Source organism: Lentisphaera profundi (assembly GCF_028728065.1).
Taxonomy (GTDB): Bacteria; Verrucomicrobiota; Lentisphaeria; order Lentisphaerales; family Lentisphaeraceae; genus Lentisphaera; species Lentisphaera profundi.
In genome coordinates, this window is the sequence record NZ_CP117812.1 from 1,806,089 (window position 1) to 1,821,640 (window position 15,552).

The 15,552-nt window shown below is 41.2% G+C and carries 14 protein-coding genes; 12 read left to right on the forward strand and 2 right to left on the reverse strand.

Annotation, left to right across the window (positions count from 1 at the left end; all coding sequences use genetic code 11):
• Positions 1 to 50 precede the first annotated feature (50 nt).
• From ppnP to PQO03_RS18360, 5 genes are all read left to right on the forward strand, one after another.
• Positions 51 to 365, forward strand: coding sequence for a pyrimidine/purine nucleoside phosphorylase (gene ppnP / locus PQO03_RS18340; RefSeq protein WP_274152390.1), 315 nt, complete (start codon positions 51 to 53; stop codon positions 363 to 365).
• Between the two features lie 51 nt (positions 366 to 416).
• On the forward strand, positions 417 to 2,900 hold the full coding sequence (gene hrpB, locus PQO03_RS18345; RefSeq protein ID WP_274152391.1) for an ATP-dependent helicase HrpB: 2,484 nt from the start codon (positions 417 to 419) through the stop codon (positions 2,898 to 2,900).
• Entirely contained in the window at positions 2,900 to 3,598 is a 699-nt protein-coding gene (locus PQO03_RS18350; RefSeq protein WP_274152393.1) for a type III pantothenate kinase, read from the forward strand. Before hrpB ends, PQO03_RS18350 begins: the two co-directional genes overlap by 1 nt.
• Positions 3,599 to 3,753: 155 nt before the next feature.
• The gene (locus PQO03_RS18355; RefSeq protein ID WP_274152394.1) at positions 3,754 to 4,503 is read left to right on the forward strand and encodes a cysteine peptidase family C39 domain-containing protein; all 750 of its coding nucleotides are present in this window, start codon (positions 3,754 to 3,756) and stop codon (positions 4,501 to 4,503) included.
• Between the two features lie 228 nt (positions 4,504 to 4,731).
• Positions 4,732 to 5,508, forward strand: coding sequence for a type II secretion system protein (locus PQO03_RS18360; protein WP_274152396.1), 777 nt, complete (start codon positions 4,732 to 4,734; stop codon positions 5,506 to 5,508).
• A 32-nt stretch (positions 5,509 to 5,540) separates the two neighbouring features.
• On the opposite strand, the gene PQO03_RS18365 is transcribed toward PQO03_RS18360, so the two are convergent.
• Positions 5,541 to 6,995: a sulfatase gene (locus PQO03_RS18365; RefSeq protein WP_274152398.1), complete on the reverse strand. Its 1,455-nt coding sequence runs from the start codon at positions 6,993 to 6,995 to the stop codon at positions 5,541 to 5,543.
• A gap of 180 nt (positions 6,996 to 7,175) precedes the next feature.
• Here PQO03_RS18365 and PQO03_RS18370 point away from each other — a divergent pair, with 180 nt between their 5' ends.
• The 6 genes from PQO03_RS18370 (at position 7,176) to PQO03_RS18395 (ending at position 13,750) form a co-directional block, all read left to right on the forward strand.
• Positions 7,176 to 8,561: a sulfatase gene (locus tag PQO03_RS18370; protein WP_274152399.1), complete on the forward strand. Its 1,386-nt coding sequence runs from the start codon at positions 7,176 to 7,178 to the stop codon at positions 8,559 to 8,561.
• Position 8,562: 1 nt separating this feature from the next.
• Positions 8,563 to 10,044: an endo-1,4-beta-xylanase gene (locus PQO03_RS18375; protein ID WP_274152402.1), complete on the forward strand. Its 1,482-nt coding sequence runs from the start codon at positions 8,563 to 8,565 to the stop codon at positions 10,042 to 10,044.
• Between the two features lie 7 nt (positions 10,045 to 10,051).
• On the forward strand, positions 10,052 to 11,161 hold the full coding sequence (locus tag PQO03_RS18380; protein WP_274152403.1) for an SGNH/GDSL hydrolase family protein: 1,110 nt from the start codon (positions 10,052 to 10,054) through the stop codon (positions 11,159 to 11,161).
• Positions 11,162 to 11,251: 90 nt separating this feature from the next.
• Positions 11,252 to 12,364: a chorismate synthase gene (gene aroC / locus PQO03_RS18385; protein ID WP_274152405.1), complete on the forward strand. Its 1,113-nt coding sequence runs from the start codon at positions 11,252 to 11,254 to the stop codon at positions 12,362 to 12,364.
• Between the two features lies 1 nt (position 12,365).
• Complete coding sequence (locus tag PQO03_RS18390; protein ID WP_274152406.1) at positions 12,366 to 12,860, forward strand: D-glycero-alpha-D-manno-heptose-1,7-bisphosphate 7-phosphatase; 495 nt, start codon at positions 12,366 to 12,368, stop codon at positions 12,858 to 12,860.
• Between the two features lie 77 nt (positions 12,861 to 12,937).
• Entirely contained in the window at positions 12,938 to 13,750 is an 813-nt protein-coding gene (locus PQO03_RS18395) for a hypothetical protein (RefSeq protein WP_274152408.1), read from the forward strand.
• Here PQO03_RS18395 and rph read toward each other — a convergent pair.
• Positions 13,747 to 14,463, reverse strand: coding sequence for a ribonuclease PH (rph, locus tag PQO03_RS18400; RefSeq protein ID WP_274152410.1), 717 nt, complete (start codon positions 14,461 to 14,463; stop codon positions 13,747 to 13,749). The genes PQO03_RS18395 and rph overlap by 4 nt on opposite strands.
• A 105-nt stretch (positions 14,464 to 14,568) precedes the next feature.
• On the opposite strand from rph, the gene PQO03_RS18405 reads away from it, so the two are divergent.
• Positions 14,569 to 15,552, forward strand: coding sequence for a hypothetical protein (locus PQO03_RS18405; protein ID WP_274152411.1), 984 nt, complete (start codon positions 14,569 to 14,571; stop codon positions 15,550 to 15,552).

The window sequence follows — 15,552 nt, forward strand, 5'->3', positions numbered from 1 at the left end:
CTGACTCTACGAGTATTTTAAACGCTCTTAATAATAAAAGGATGATTCACATGTCTGAATTTAATAATGTTACTATTATCAAAGCTGCCAATGTTTACTTTGATGGCAAAGTCACAAGCCGTGCAGTTGTTTTTGCTGATGGCACTAAAAAAACTCTTGGTTACATGAATGCTGGCGATTATGAATTTGGTACTGAAAAGGCCGAAATCATGGAAGCACTTGGCGGTAAAGCGCTTGTTTTACTTCCTGGTTCTGATGACTGGCAAACTTTTGAAGCTGGAAGCTCTTTCGATGTTCCTGCAAACTCGAGCTTCAAACTCAAAATCGAAGACGGTTTCGATTACTGCTGTTCTTACTTAGACTAAGTGGAATTTTGAGCCCGACTCCATAGTCGGGCTTCTTTATACCCTAATCACATGTCTCAACTGCCCATACACCAAGTTGCCGAACAAGTCATTGAGACTGTTGTGCGCGACAAACTGCTCTTACTCTCGGCCCCCACAGGCTCAGGCAAGTCCACTTGCGTACCTGGTATCTTATTGGACTCAGGTAAAATCGATGGCAAAATCATTGTCATTCAACCGCGCCGAGCAGCAGCCAAATTCCTCGCTCATCATACCGCATTTCTCCGTTCAGTTAAACTCGGAAGCGAAGTCGGCTATAGCATCCGCCACGATTCAAAAGTTAACAAAGACTCGAAAATTATTTTCATGACGGATGGACTTTTTTTACAACAACTAAAAAGCAATCCTCAACTCAAGGGAATTGGCGCCGTACTCTTTGATGAATTTCATGAACGTCGCTGGCAAATGGATCTGGCGTTTTCGCTCTGTCGCAAAGTCCAAGAAAAACAAAGTCACTTACACATCATGCTGATGAGTGCAACCCTAGACGTCGACAAGCTCCAAGCTGCATTACAATGCCCATTGATCACCACTGAAGTCCGCAATTTCCCCGTCGATATTGATTACCTCATTCCCGACCGACAAAAAAAGATTTGGGAAGTCGCTGCGAATTCCGCAAAAAAAATCATGCAAACTACCAAGGGTAGCTTACTCATTTTCATGCCTGGAAAATACGAGATCATGAAGACTGTTAATGAACTCCAGAGAAGCCTTAAAGTTCCGGTTCATGCTCTTCATGGACAATTAAATCCCCAAGAGCAAGATCGCATTATTGAGAATACGGGACAGCAAAAAATTATTGTCTCCACTAATATTGCTGAAACTTCGCTGACTATCCCCAATATCACCGCCGTCATCGACTCTGGCTTAGTTCGTCAAAATGCCTATGACCCACAGCGGCAAATCAATACACTTTACACCAAGAGTATTTCACAATCGAGTGCAGAGCAACGAGCTGGTCGAGCCGGCCGAACGAGTGCGGGTCAATGCCTGCGCCTGTGGTCAAAATCTGAACAGACTAGAAAAATGCAGCATTTTGAGCCCGAAATTTTGCGCTGTGACCCCTCTGAATTACTCTTGCAATGCCTCGCACTAGGTTTTTCTGATCTTGAAGAATTGAATTTGATTGATACCCCAAAAGAACTCGATCAAGCATGGAAAGTGCTCGAACTTTTGGGTTTCACGAATTCCCAAGGAAGCCTAAGTACTGCAGGAATTCACGCTTCCAAAATGCCCTGCTCTCCTCGCTTGGCGGCCCTACTTTATTACGGCACTCAAGCCGATCAAATGGATAAGGCCTGTACTTATGCGGCTTTAATTTCCGAGCCTTCCATTATCCTCAATCGCAACAAAAAGAAACTCACTGACTTAGTTCCTGGTAAAGAATTAGATTTCAGTTCCGATTTAGACCTTATGGCCGAGATGCTCTTCATTGCCAAAAGCTGTAAATTCCAAGTTCAAGAATGCGATAAATATTCTCTCAACGCCAATAATTGTCGCTCGGCTGATTTAGCTCGCATGCAATTTTTACGACTTTGCGAAACCATGCCTCGCCTACAAAACTTTAATGACATGCATCCTCATTGTTGCCTTTTACGCGCCTTTCCTGACTACCTCGCAAAACGCCGTGACTCGAGTTCTCTACAAGTGAGCCTCGGAAATCAATTAAAGGGAGAGATTGACCGCTTTAGTTCACAGAAGAAAGCGACGCTTATCCTCGCTACTAGTATTGCGGATATCGCAACAAGCCTTGGCGCAAAAACTAAACTCTCGCAACTCACTGCAATAAGTCCCGAACTCTTGGATCACACTTTCCCCGGCGAACTGCTCAGTAAAGATGAAGTCATCTGGGACCCTAGCAGTAAATCTGCCCGCAGAGCTCAACAAAGTTGCTTTCGCTCACTCATCATAGAAGAAAAAATAGTCGATTGTGAGCCCGATGCTCAGACGGAACAAGTACTCGCAAACAAAATCATTGATGGCACCATCAAGCTCAATAAATGGAGTGAAAAATTAGATGACTGGATTGAGCGCGTACGTAAATGTGCCGAGATTTATCCCGATAAGGGCATTATCACTTATTCCCCTCAAGATTTAGAAATTGTTTATATGGAAATGTGTTCGGGTCTCACTAAAGCCAAAGAAGTCCGTGATATGGATTGCTTGAGTTATTTAAAAAATCTTCTATCATGGGATGAACAATGCTTTATTGAAGACGCCGTACCAGAGAATATTGATATCGGTAATGGCAAGAAATTGCGGATTTTTTACCAAGTCGGAAAAGAGATTTATGTAAGGGCTTTTATCCAACAGCTTTTTGACTTAAAAAAGACTCCTTTGATCGGTCCGGCACGTATTCCACTCACTTTTGAGATATTAGCCCCCAATCATCGCCCTATTCAGGTCACTAAAAACCTTGAAAACTTTTGGTCAGGGTTATATCCTGAGATAAAGCCTGCTTTAGCTAGGCGTTATCACAAACACCAATGGATCTAATGAAAACACTATTTGCTAACATCGGAAATACCCATTCTGAACTTGCTTGGGATAACCTCGTCAATGTAGATATCATCAAGACCGTAGATATCATGAAAGAGCTAGCTTATCGCGCTCATGAGGTTGACCGCCTTGTTGTGGCCTCCGTTGTCCCCAAAGTTACTGGTCAGCTCTGTGTACGTTTTGGACAAAAACTCATCCTGCTTAATGCTGAACTCGCAAAATCTATTAAATTTGCTGATGTGGATCATTTTTCTATTGGTGCGGATAGGATTGCGAATGCGATTGCCGCACAAAAACACTATAGTGCACCTGTGATGGTCGTTGATTGTGGTACTTGTGTGACGACTGAGCTCATTGATAAAAGCAATCAATTTCAAGGGGGAAACATCCTTCCAGGTCGCCTTTTACAACGAAAAATCCTTGCCTCTGCCACGGGCCAACTCCCCTTGGCCCCACTAAATTCAAGTCTTGCTAAAAGCCCCGGTCGCCATACTATGGAAGCTATTCAAAGCGGTGTCGACCTTGGATTAATTGGTGCAATCGAAAAACTGATCACGCATAATAGTAAGAACTTCCCCGACATGACCATTGTTTTCACCGGTGGGGATGCCAAGTTTTTCAAAAAACACTTCCCCGACGCTGAGCTCGCCCCGCCTCACTTCACTTTAAGCGGCTTATTAGAACTCGCGAAATAGCGTCATCTCTAAGTTTCTACCTCATAAAGTCAGAGAAAACTTTATAAAAAAATAAAACTTCACATATTAAAGCTATGACTATTATAATTCTCTTAATTTCTAGCTTGCTTGCCTTCCTTTTAGCCAGGCGAAAATTTATATTTCAAAAAGAATACTTGAGTCGGAATAATGCGGTCCATAAAAATATTGCGATTGTTTCCATCTTTGTTTTTATTGCCTTCTTCGGTCTCATTTTAAGAGTCTTATCTCTTAATTACAACTATGCTCACCAACTGCCCTTACTTGCCCAAGCCTATGCTATTGAGACTTTCATTTTTGGCTTAAACTCTCTACTCGTCTTCTCTTCGACTTTATTACTTTTCATTGTTTTTAAACAAAAAAGTGATCGCCTAAGTACCTGTATCGCTACTAGCTTCATTCTTCTTTCAATCAATAGTATTTATCTCTATCACACGAGAAGTCCAGAAATCAAAGACCTTAAGTATGGTGTCATGACACTACAAAGTGATGCCATGAGTTGTGCGGCCGCTTCCCTATCAAACATCTCTACCTATTACCAAATGCCTATTAGCGAGCAAGACGCCGCCACCGCCATTAAAACTACTGTGCAAGGTAGCTCACCCGCGCAAATTGTTCTGGGTGCTCGTCAATTAGGGTTTCATGCAGAAATTTTCCACAATACTAAGATCAAAGATCTGAGATACCCCAGTATGCTCTTTGTGGATGCTCCCTTGGGCCGAGAAAAACACGCCTTAGTTATTATGAAGAAAATCGACAATTTTTACATCAATAACTTAGGACTGTTTTATGAAGTTTGGGATCCCGAAAAAGGACCTGTCTATTGGAGTAAAGAACTTTTACAATCCCGCTGGCATGGTAATGGCGTCTACATAAAGCCAAAGTGACTGGAATGAAACATATGCATCTCCTATTTCACCGCGCCTCTGCCAAGGTCTCTAAAAAGATATAAAGAATACTAAAACTTTGTCCACAACAGGTAATTTAAAACGAAGTACTTATCAAATACGAGTTATTTGAACAAAACAATCATTTATTAAATTAATGTTAGATTGGCTTCATCTCACTCGTATTAAAAAAAATCGCCCTTCGATTGAACTAGATAAGGAATACAAATGAAAAAGTTTTCACTGATTGAGTTGCTAATTGTTATCGCTATAATCGGGATTTTAGCTTCTTTACTTGCCCCTGCTCTAAGCAAAGCACGCAAAACCTCCAAAATGGCCGTATGTCTTAGTACACAACGACAAATTGGCATTGCTATTCAAATGTATACGTCGGATAATAAGAGTTATTATCCCGCTGCTCACGGAAATTATGGCTGGGATGATATGATCACATCTTACTACGGACTCCCATGGACTGATGCAGATAAGCAAGAAATCGCCATGACTAATACCAACTATAGCTATACCAAACTGCAATGTCCTTCAGATAATGTCGAATCGGCATCCGCTGCTAGGTTTCGAAAGTCCTATATCGTCAATGACTACCGTTCCACAGGAAACTGGAGTGTCGGTGTTATCGGTCGTGAAGACAGTGGCAATACAAATCCAAGTCAAGATCGTCTTTCGGAGTCCATGCAAATCACAGCCGTAAGCAATGCGAGTCGTACAATTGTCCTCGGGGAACACTGGAACAAATGGAACTTTGCAGGTGGAGGCGGTGATCAATCCCATGGAACTTCAGGCTATTTTTATCGGGAATTCATCTTCAATCCCAACTCAGCGGCCGCCGATAAAGTCTCTAATCATTTTGGTAAAGGCGAGAGTAACTTCAGCCTAGTGGATGGCAGTTCAAGAAGAATGAATTCTTATCAAGTTCTAGAAGGCACCCCGATTTCTTCAACTTTAAGTAATTTCCAAGGTTCTTGGTTCGATAGCCAGCAGTAGATTCTACAAAAATCACTACTGGAAAATTTGAACTAGTGTTTTTTATTTGATGGCTTTTTGGGATTTTTCTTGCGATCTAAACGCTTTTGCGTTGATCGCAAACCCTGCTTGCGATAATTGCCTACCGATTCTTCCATCGCTAGCATTTTACCATGAAGCTCTTTTGTCTTCTCAGGCATTTGCTTACTCAGGTCTTTACGTTCACCAGGGTCATTTTCTAAATCGTAAAGTTCTATAGAGTCTTCATCAAACCATTCATGAATTTTATATTTCCCTTCTGTGTAAGCCATTCCGCGAGTATCGCCAGTACTATCCGGTCGCGCTGTATGTGAATACCAAAACATGCCATCACGTTGATAATCGTCTCCTTTTAAAGCTTTAAAATAAGTTCTGCCATCTATATGCTGTTTAGGCTTAAGATCTAAGCCCGCCATTTGCAAGATTGTCGGATAGTGATCCACTCCAATTGTTTGAACATGGCTCACTGTTCCTGCTTTTATTTTTTTAGGCCATCTCACGATATGTGGTACTCGAATACCACCCTCATAGACCCAGCCTTTGCCATGGCGATAAGGTAAGTTTGATGTAGCTAAAGGACGATTATTATTCAAACCTCTAGAAGAGAGCCCTCCATGATCTGAGGACAGAATGATGGCTGTATTATCCGCTATTCCCAAATCTTCTAAAGTTTGCATGATTTTGCCTAGGCTGGTATCCACACTTTCGATCATGGCAGCGTAATTTGGATTATTCTGCACAGTCTTATAAATACCTGTGCCATCTTTTACTAAATCTGCATCATCTTTAGTCCCACCTTCAGACAGGCCCAATCTTTTAAGTTTTTGACGATATTTCTCTACTAAATCTTTCTTGCCTTCTAAAGGGGTATGCACCGCATAAGGAGCCATGACTAATAGAAAAGGCTGATCTTTTTTCTCACGAATAAATTCACAAGCTTCATCACGTAGTAAATCTGTGAGATAATCACCTTCTTTTCCCTTAACGGGATTTTCAACACTATGACCTTTTTCCACTGGAAAGGGATAGAAAAAACTTCCCGTTGCACCAGCATGTCCCGTGTGAACTATATGATCAAAACCTTGCTTACTGGGATCTTGACCTTCATGCCCTAAATGCCATTTACCTATATAGGCCGTGGAATAACCTGCATCTTTTAAGGCTTCACCAAAAGTTATTTCTTCAAACGGCAAATGTTGCTTGGGGTAGGCTTGGACATCAAAACGACTTGGGTATTTACCAGTCAACAAAGCCTGACGCGCCGGTAAACACCGTGGGAAAGCTGTATAAGCGTTATTAAATTTCATTCCACCTGCAGCCAAGCGATCCATATTGGGCGTCTCGTAAAATGAGCTACCATTGCAGGAAAGGTCTTTTACCCCAAAGTCATCCACATAGAATAGAATTATATTGGGCTGCTCTGAAGCGAATAGTGTAAAACTAAAAAGTAATAATGTTAAAATTTTCATACTGACTTGATCATCCTGTATAGTTTGTTGATTTCATAATACATAATCGCTAACAATATAATAAGTTTGACAGCCTTAATCACTTTTCAGCTAAATAAAAAGGCTACTTAGATGAAAGTTCATGTCAAAAAATGCTTAAGGAGCGACATTATTCATACAAACAAACCATTTGGAACTTCCATGATCAAAACTTTCATACTTATTTGTACACTTTTACCTTTTGCACTGAGTGCAAAAAATCCTAATATTTTATTCATTGCTATTGATGACTTAAAACCTGAATTAGGTGCCTACGGCTACACCCAAGTTAAAAGCCCCAATATTGATCAACTAGCCAAAAGCGCGACTACTTTTACTAATGCCCATTGTCAGTGGGCTGTTTGTGGACCTTCACGTGCTAGCTTAATGACGGGACTCTACCCAGAGAGCACAGGCGTTATGGATTTAAAAACAAAAATGCGCTCTATCAACCCGGACGTGCTCACTTTGCCTCAACATTTCAAGAACTCGGGCTATTTCACTGCCGCCACCGGAAAAATTTATGACCCACGATGTGTCGATGGCAGAGAAAAAGATGATGCCGCATCCTGGAGCATCCCTTACAAAGGTGTGAATTATGGAAAAGTTAAACTTAAAGACGGAAAACGCTTTGCTCTAGCACCTGATATTGCTGACGAAGATTTAACTGACGGTCAAATTCTTTTAAATGGCTTAGAACTACTTAAGCAGGCCAATGAACAAGAGAAGCCTTTTTTCCTTGCCGTTGGTTTTAAAAAGCCTCACTTAGCTTTTGTTGCACCAAAGAGATACTGGGATTTATATGATCGCAATAGCCTTACACTTCCCTCTTTTCGTGAGCAAGCTCAAGGTGCGAGTCCTTATGGTTGGCATGATAGTAATGAATTGAGAGGCTATGACGGCATCCCTAAAAAAGGCCCCATCCCCATGGAACTCCAAAAAGAAGCCTTCCATGGTTACTTGGCTTGTGTCTCCTATATTGATACTTTAGTTGGCCGTTTAATTAAGAGACTTGATGATCTAAACTTAAGAGAAAACACCATTATTGTCCTATGGGGCGACCACGGCTTCCACCTGGGCGATCACAATATGTGGGGTAAACACACCAACCTGGAACAAGCTACACGAGTTCCATTAATCATTTATATTCCTGGGCAAACGGCGAATCAGAGTTCGACTCCTGCTGAACTCATGGATATGTATCCCACCCTATGTGATGCCGCAGGAATAACTACACCGAAAATCGTTCAAGGGGACAGTCTTTTAAAAGTTATCAAAGGCACTGAGAAACAACATCAGAATGGCGCTATTAGTTTCTTCAAAAGCAAGGGTGCTAAAGGTTACTCATACCGTACTCAACGTTACCGTTATATCGAATGGATCAAAGCCAATAAGGTCGATGCCATAGAACTCTATGATTACGAACAAGACCCCGGCGAAACGCTGAACTTAGCTACTAACAAGGATTACGCCGCTCTTATCAAAGAACTCAGTACACAACTTCGTGAAGATGGTCAAGGCTGTAAACTTATGTACAAAGTCAAGTAAAATGGCACATCCAAGTAAAGGCGCACGCAAACGGAGACCTAAGACGAAACCCCAACAAACAAGTTCTCCTTTACTGAAAGGGGTCAAAATCCTTTTGGTCCTTATTCTCATCTCCTTTATCTGCCTCTGTCTTCTCTGGGACCAAAATAAACCTGAGAAAGTAACGCTAGCGAATACTGCTAAAATTGCCTATAGTCAGCTGACTGATAGATCGGGTCAAATCCCAAAGCAATACAAAGACATTTCTAGACTCATTGAAACACAAAAAGCTAAACCTTGGTTCAAACAAGCTCAAAAACGTATTGAAGAACATAGGAAAGCTGACCTCGTGCTCGTTTTAATTGATGCCAATGGTCAAAGACTCACTCCAACTGACGTGAAAATCAATTTAGATAGCCACGAATTCCATCACGGTGGGATTATCAGTCTATGGCAGTTTCATGGGGAGCGTAAAACTGGGAAACCTTATATCGACCCTAAGATTTATCGTTCCAAATTCCTCGAACTTTACAATGCTACGGGCTTTAATAATGCCTTTAAATATAAACTCAAAAAAAGCCATGAAACACTTATCCCAAAAGCAAAACAATGGTTAGAAGAAAAAAACATCCCCTTGCGTGGTCACACCTTAATTTGGCCCGGAGAAAAACATTTACCCAAAGAAATTTTAGCGAACAAAAATAACAAGACGAAATTACGTCAGGCGACCAACAAAGTAATTCGCACTTGGGCTCAGAAGTGGGACCTCTACGAATGGGATGTCATCAATGAACCCAGAACTAATCACTTGCTTCAAGATACTTTAGGCCAAGGTGAAGAAGCTAAATGGTTTAAACTCGCACAAAAATCGTCTAAAAACCCCAATGTAAAACTCTACCTCAATGAGTACCAAATCATCTCAGGTACTAAAGACAAGTTTAAAGATCTATATGAGCAAAATGTCCAGAAGCTCCTTGATCAAGGTGCGCCACTCCATGGATTAGGAGTACAAAGTCGCTATAAATTCAATCTTACACCAGAGCAAATTTATCAAGCACTAGAACGTCTCAGTAAATTTCAACTCCCCATCAAAGGCACTGAATTCGAAGTTGCTGATTTAAAAAGAAAGCTTTCTGATCAAGAAAGAGCCAAAATCACTTTTGAAGTTGCTGCGACTTATTTTAGTCATCGCTTGGTTCACGGCCTCTATGTTTGGACGATATTTCAGTCCTCAACTCATGCTGAAGTCAACGGGAAACCAAGCTGGGGACACTCTTCTTATATGATCAATAAGGATGGCAGCTTAAAAGCTAATGGTTTAGTTTGGAAATATCTCTTCAAACAACTTTGGGTTACTCAAGGAAGCATAAAAAGCGATGCTCAAGGACTCATTAAAACTCGTGCTTTCAAAGGGCAGTATACCATTAGTTTTAAATATCGTGGAAAATCATTTACGAAAAAAATCCAATTGGATAAAGATAAAATAGTTGAAATTAAAATCTAGGAATCATATGAAATTATTTTTACTTCTCAGCCTTAGTTTCACCCAACTCATCTTCGCTGATCAAACCCTATCAGCATCTAGCAACACCTATAGTATTAGAGGTGCTAACTATAGCCGATTGATAGATCAAGGCATGGAATTTAGACGTTTTCCGCTAGAATTTCAAAAACTGAACTCTCGAGAATTAGGTTTTAACATAAAAAAAGCCGAAACAACTTCAGGCGCCAGTATTTTATTCACATCAAATAGTGCAAAAATCAGCATTAGCTTCACCATCCCCGAAGAAAGTGAAAACCGCGGATCTGACTTCGCCCTTTACATCAATGGACAAGCGAAAAGACTCTACAGTTTCAAAAAAACTGAGTCCATACAAATTAAAATGGCTAATCCCTTTCCTGGAGATGAAACCAGTTATGAACTCGTGCTCCCAAGCTTTTCTAACCCTATTCTAGAGCGCTTTACTATTGATGACAAATCTTATTTAAGAGCAGATAAATCAAAACAACTAAAGAAATATCTAGCGATAGGTGATTCTATCTCACATGGCGTGGGACAAGATTCAAAATCATATAAAACCTACCCCTTTATCCTATCTAAAAAGTTAAATCTACAAATCTATAACCTTGCAGTTGGAGGAGGAAAAATATCACCTGCCGTCGCCGAATGCTTAAGTGACTTTAAAAATGTTAAACTCATCACGATACTCATAGGCTATAACGATTTAAACTTCCAAGGAAAGTCCGTCAATCAATATATCGAGCAATACGATGCTTTCATTCAAAAAACACGGACGGCTCAACCCACAGCCAAAATATTTTGTATTAGCTTACTCTTCACAAAAAACACTGCATCACCAAAGACAAAAATCACTCCTGACGAATACCGCATTGCCTTGGAACAGTTCATCAATCAAAAACGACAAGAAGGCGATAAAAACATTCATTTCATTGCCGGAGATAGCATCACATCCGAAAAAAATCTCCGCCCTGAATCTTCTGACCCTGTACATTTAGGTATTGATGGTGCAGCAAAATTTGCTCGAGAATTAGAAAAAATTATTGCTCCATTTCTTAACATAACTACAAAAAACTTGCCTCAAGGCCGGAAATCCATCTAGATTTTACACTCAGTATATAAGGCTCCTTGATGCTTAGGAACTCAGCTCTATAGTAGGCGTAATTTCTAAATTTTACGTAGGTATACAATTATGGCTGGCAATTCATTTGGACAAGCTTTTAGAGTCACCACCGCTGGAGAGTCTCACGGCAAAGGTAATGTAGTGATCATTGACGGTTGCCCTCCAGGCATAGAATTCTCTGAGCAAGATATCCAACCTGATCTCGATCGTAGAAAACCAGGTCAAAGTGCGGTAACTACCCAACGTAAAGAATCTGATACGGCAACTATCCTTTCTGGTGTATTTGAAGGTCAAACTACTGGGACAAGTATTGCTATTTTCGTACCCAACGAAGACCAACGAAGTCGTGATTACTCTAAAATATTTGATAAATATCGCCCTGGCCACGCTGACTACACCTTTGATAAAAAATATGGCTTACGCGATTACCGCGGAGGCGGACGATCTTCTGCTCGCGAAACGATTAGCCGTGTAGCGGCCGGTGCCCTAGCCAAGAAAATCATTGGCCAATATGGCATCAATACTCTCGCTTATGTAAAACAAGTAGGTCACATCAGTGCGGACATCCAAGACCCTGCTCAAATCACGCTCGAACAAGTTGAAGCCAATATTGTTCGTTGTCCCGATGCAAATGCAGCAGAGAAAATGATCACTTTAATTAAAGAAGTCCGCAAGGACCAAGATTCTATTGGTGGCTTATCTGAAATGGTCATTACTGGTGTCCCTGCTGGTCTCGGCGAACCTGTATTTGATAAACTGAAAGCTGATCTAGCCAAAGCCATCATGTCGATCCCCGCTGTAACTGCCTTTGAATATGGCGCAGGGTTTGCTGTTGTGGGAATGCGCGGTTCGGAGCATAATGATTTATTTGAACCAAGCGAAAATGGGGTTCATACCTGTACGAATAATCACGGTGGCATGTTAGGTGGCATCTCTAGTGGTGAAACCATTATTATGCGTGCTGCTGTAAAACCAACATCCTCACTATCACGCACACAAAAATCCGTCAATCAAAAAGGTGAGGCCGTCGATATCTCTACTGGTGGCCGCCACGACCCTTGCTTGCTTCCACGTTTTGCTCCAATTGCAGAATCAATGTGTGCCATTGTTATTGCGGATCATCTGCTAAGATGGCGAGCGCAATGCCCTACTCAAGCAGGAAACATTGGAGATTTCTCCTAAAATGAAGACCATTTTTATTGACCGCGATGGTTGCGTCAATGTTCGTTTAGTCGGTAATTGGGTAATGACTTGGGATGATTTCGAATTCATGCCAGGTGCTATAGAAGGAATTGCACTCCTCAAAAAAGCTGGCTACCGCTTAATCTTAGTCACCAACCAACGTTGCATAAACTTAGGGAAATTTTCCCTGGACGGCTTAAATAACTTACATTCACAAATGCAAGATGAGCTAAAAAGCGAAGGTGGATTTTTCGACAAAATCTATCACTGTCCTCACGATAGACACGAAAATTGCGGATGTCGCAAACCCCAAGCGGGGATGCTTTTGCAAGCAGCAAAGGACTTTGATGACATTGACTTAAGAAACAGCATAATGTTGGGTGACCAAGAGAGTGATCGCTTAGCTGCAAAAGCCGCCGAAGTTGGATGCTTCTATCAAATTTCACATAATCAGACAATTGCGGACGCCGCAAAAATCATACTATCTTCTAAATAAGCTTATTTGTCATACCGGATTAAGCCTTTATACTTGTTGCTTCTAAATAAACTCACGGGCTGACTCACACTATAATTATGCTAGCAAACTTTTACATCTCAGGCTTTTTTCGCCTTAATGATCAGCTGGCTTTTGCCCGTGTATCTGATGACGTCTTGGGACGCCCTCAAGTTAAATTCTGGGTCTGGGGAGTGAGCCCTTGGCACGACGAAGCCAACCCTAGAAAACTACAAGTCTCCGATTCTACACACTGGAGCCTTGAACCCTGCTTAAGCTTGATTTTAGATGTGAATAAAGGCATAGAACTCTACGCCGTTGTTGGCAGTGATTATGATCAAATAGAATCTTGGAGCTCTACTGAGCTTTCAGACATCTACGCCGAATGGGGCTATACAGGCTATGAAGAGATCTATGAAAAATACCAAAGTGATCCTGCTACTATTCTAGATATTTTAACTTTTTTATTAAATCCAGTTATTCGTTTAAGACAAATTACTGATTTAAATGATCTTGATCCTAAAAGTATGCAACTCATGGAGCATCGAAAAGCCGCGAAGGCCATGCACAAATCCCAAACGCTAAGTGACGATGTTAAACAACTTGGCTTTTTTGAATTTTTCCCCCATGAAAGAAACGATTTCGAATCTTTCCCTCTAGAGCATAAAAAACTACAAAAGAAGTATTGCGAAGGAAAAATGCATCTAGTCAGTAAATTCCCCTATGTCTACATCACTTATCGCGAGGGCGCCTTCGATGTCCCCGAACCCGTTTTCGTCTACAGAAAACGCGGCAAATGGTTTTTACATAACTTAGAAGGCATGGAAGAAATTTCCGGCCCCTTCTCTAGCAGAAAATCTGCTAAAGAAGCTATCATCAGCTACCAGGCCTAGAGAAAGAATTCCGGATAAATTTTTGCGAGTTCAGCACTAATTTCACTCGTACCCTTTTCTCCGGCATCAAGCAAGGCGTTCAATTCTGCTCGACTAAACACAGCTTCTTCCCCTGTCCCTTGAACCTCGACAAAATCACCACTTGCCGTCATAATTACATTCATATCAACATCAGCAGCTGAATCTTCTTTATAACATAAATCTAACATTACTTCACCACCAACAACGCCGACACTAATAGCTGCGAGTGGTTTCTTTATAACTCCTTCAATACTATGCCCTTGCTCTTCCATCTTTTTCAAAGCCACCATCAAAGCTAGCATTGCACCATTAATAGAAGCACATCTTGTACCTCCATCTGCATTGAGTACATCGCAATCTATTTGGATCGTCCGATCACCTAATTTATCCAAATCGACAGCTGCACGCAGAGTCCTACCTATGAGTCGTTGGATTTCTGACGAGCGCCCGCCAACTGCACTTTCTCTCTTGGATCTCGTATGAGTTGCTCCCGGAAGCATGCGATACTCGGCCGTCAACCAACCTCCTGAACCAGAACGTTTCCATGATGGCAAACCTTCTTTTATATTCACTGTACAAATAACCTCGGTAAGACCGCAGGCCGAAAGAGCTGATCCCAGGGAATTCTTTACAAATCCACGCTCGAAGCGAATCTCTCTTAGTTGCTCGTTTTGACGTCCATCTACTCTCATTTTAGCATTCCTTTTAAGTTGACTTTTAGTTCCCTCAAGGTAAGTTGTTTGATAAATAAAAAAACGTGAAACTCCAAATTTCTTTCATTGATTAAAACACCCCTTATGAGCACAAAACTACACGCCTTTTTCTTCTGCCTCATCCTGCTGAGCCTCCTATCTTGTAAGCGGGAGCAAAAAAGCACCACAGATTATTCTGAAACCATTCAGGATTATAGTGAGCTACTCAATCATCTTGAGCAAAACAAAACCGAAAAGCTTAAATCCAAACTCGAACAAATGAACGTGGAGGAAAAATTCCATCTTCAAAAACTCTTAAAGAGTCATGGTGAAGCCGACATCCTCCACCAGTGCAATCAACTCCTTCAAAATAAAGAATTTGATCAGGCCCGAATTCTTATTACAGAACACACCAAACAGTATGGCGTCTCAAAATCTCTCGCAGATGCATCTAGAACTTTAACTGCACTAGAAAAAATCCACCAACTAAAAGCACAACTGCAAACTAAAGATAGTTTAGCCCTGACTCTCAAGCAAGTGAATCAAATCGAAAATGAAATGCTGCTAACTTTCCCGAAAAACTCGGACCTTAAAACAAAAAAAATGAAACGATGGTTTTATCTGCAAAAGAAAAAGCTTACTCAAAAAGCCAATGAACAATTAGCTCGCCTCCGAATGATTAGCCTATTACAAATTGATCAGTCCAATGCCATCCTAGACTTTGACAGCAAAAGTGGTGCTGAAATCTACTATCATCAGCTCACTAGAAATCAACAATTAAATAATAAAGAAAAACAATTAGCTGATAGTGTCATTACCCTAAAGAGTAATCTAAAAACAGCACCCGCCTCCATAAGCGATTTGATCCTCCATCTCTACTGGAAGGCATCTCAACAAAGCCCTGCAGAGACGATTATACAACTCAAGCATTTACAAGAAGCTTCACCCCTAGATGATTCCCTCAAAAACAGAATCATCCAAGCTTCCTTAAAAGCTCACAACATTAAACCCGAAGAACTGGAAGGCCCACCCCTACTTAACCTTCCGACACTCATGCACCTTATACTCAAATCTGAACAACAGGACTAA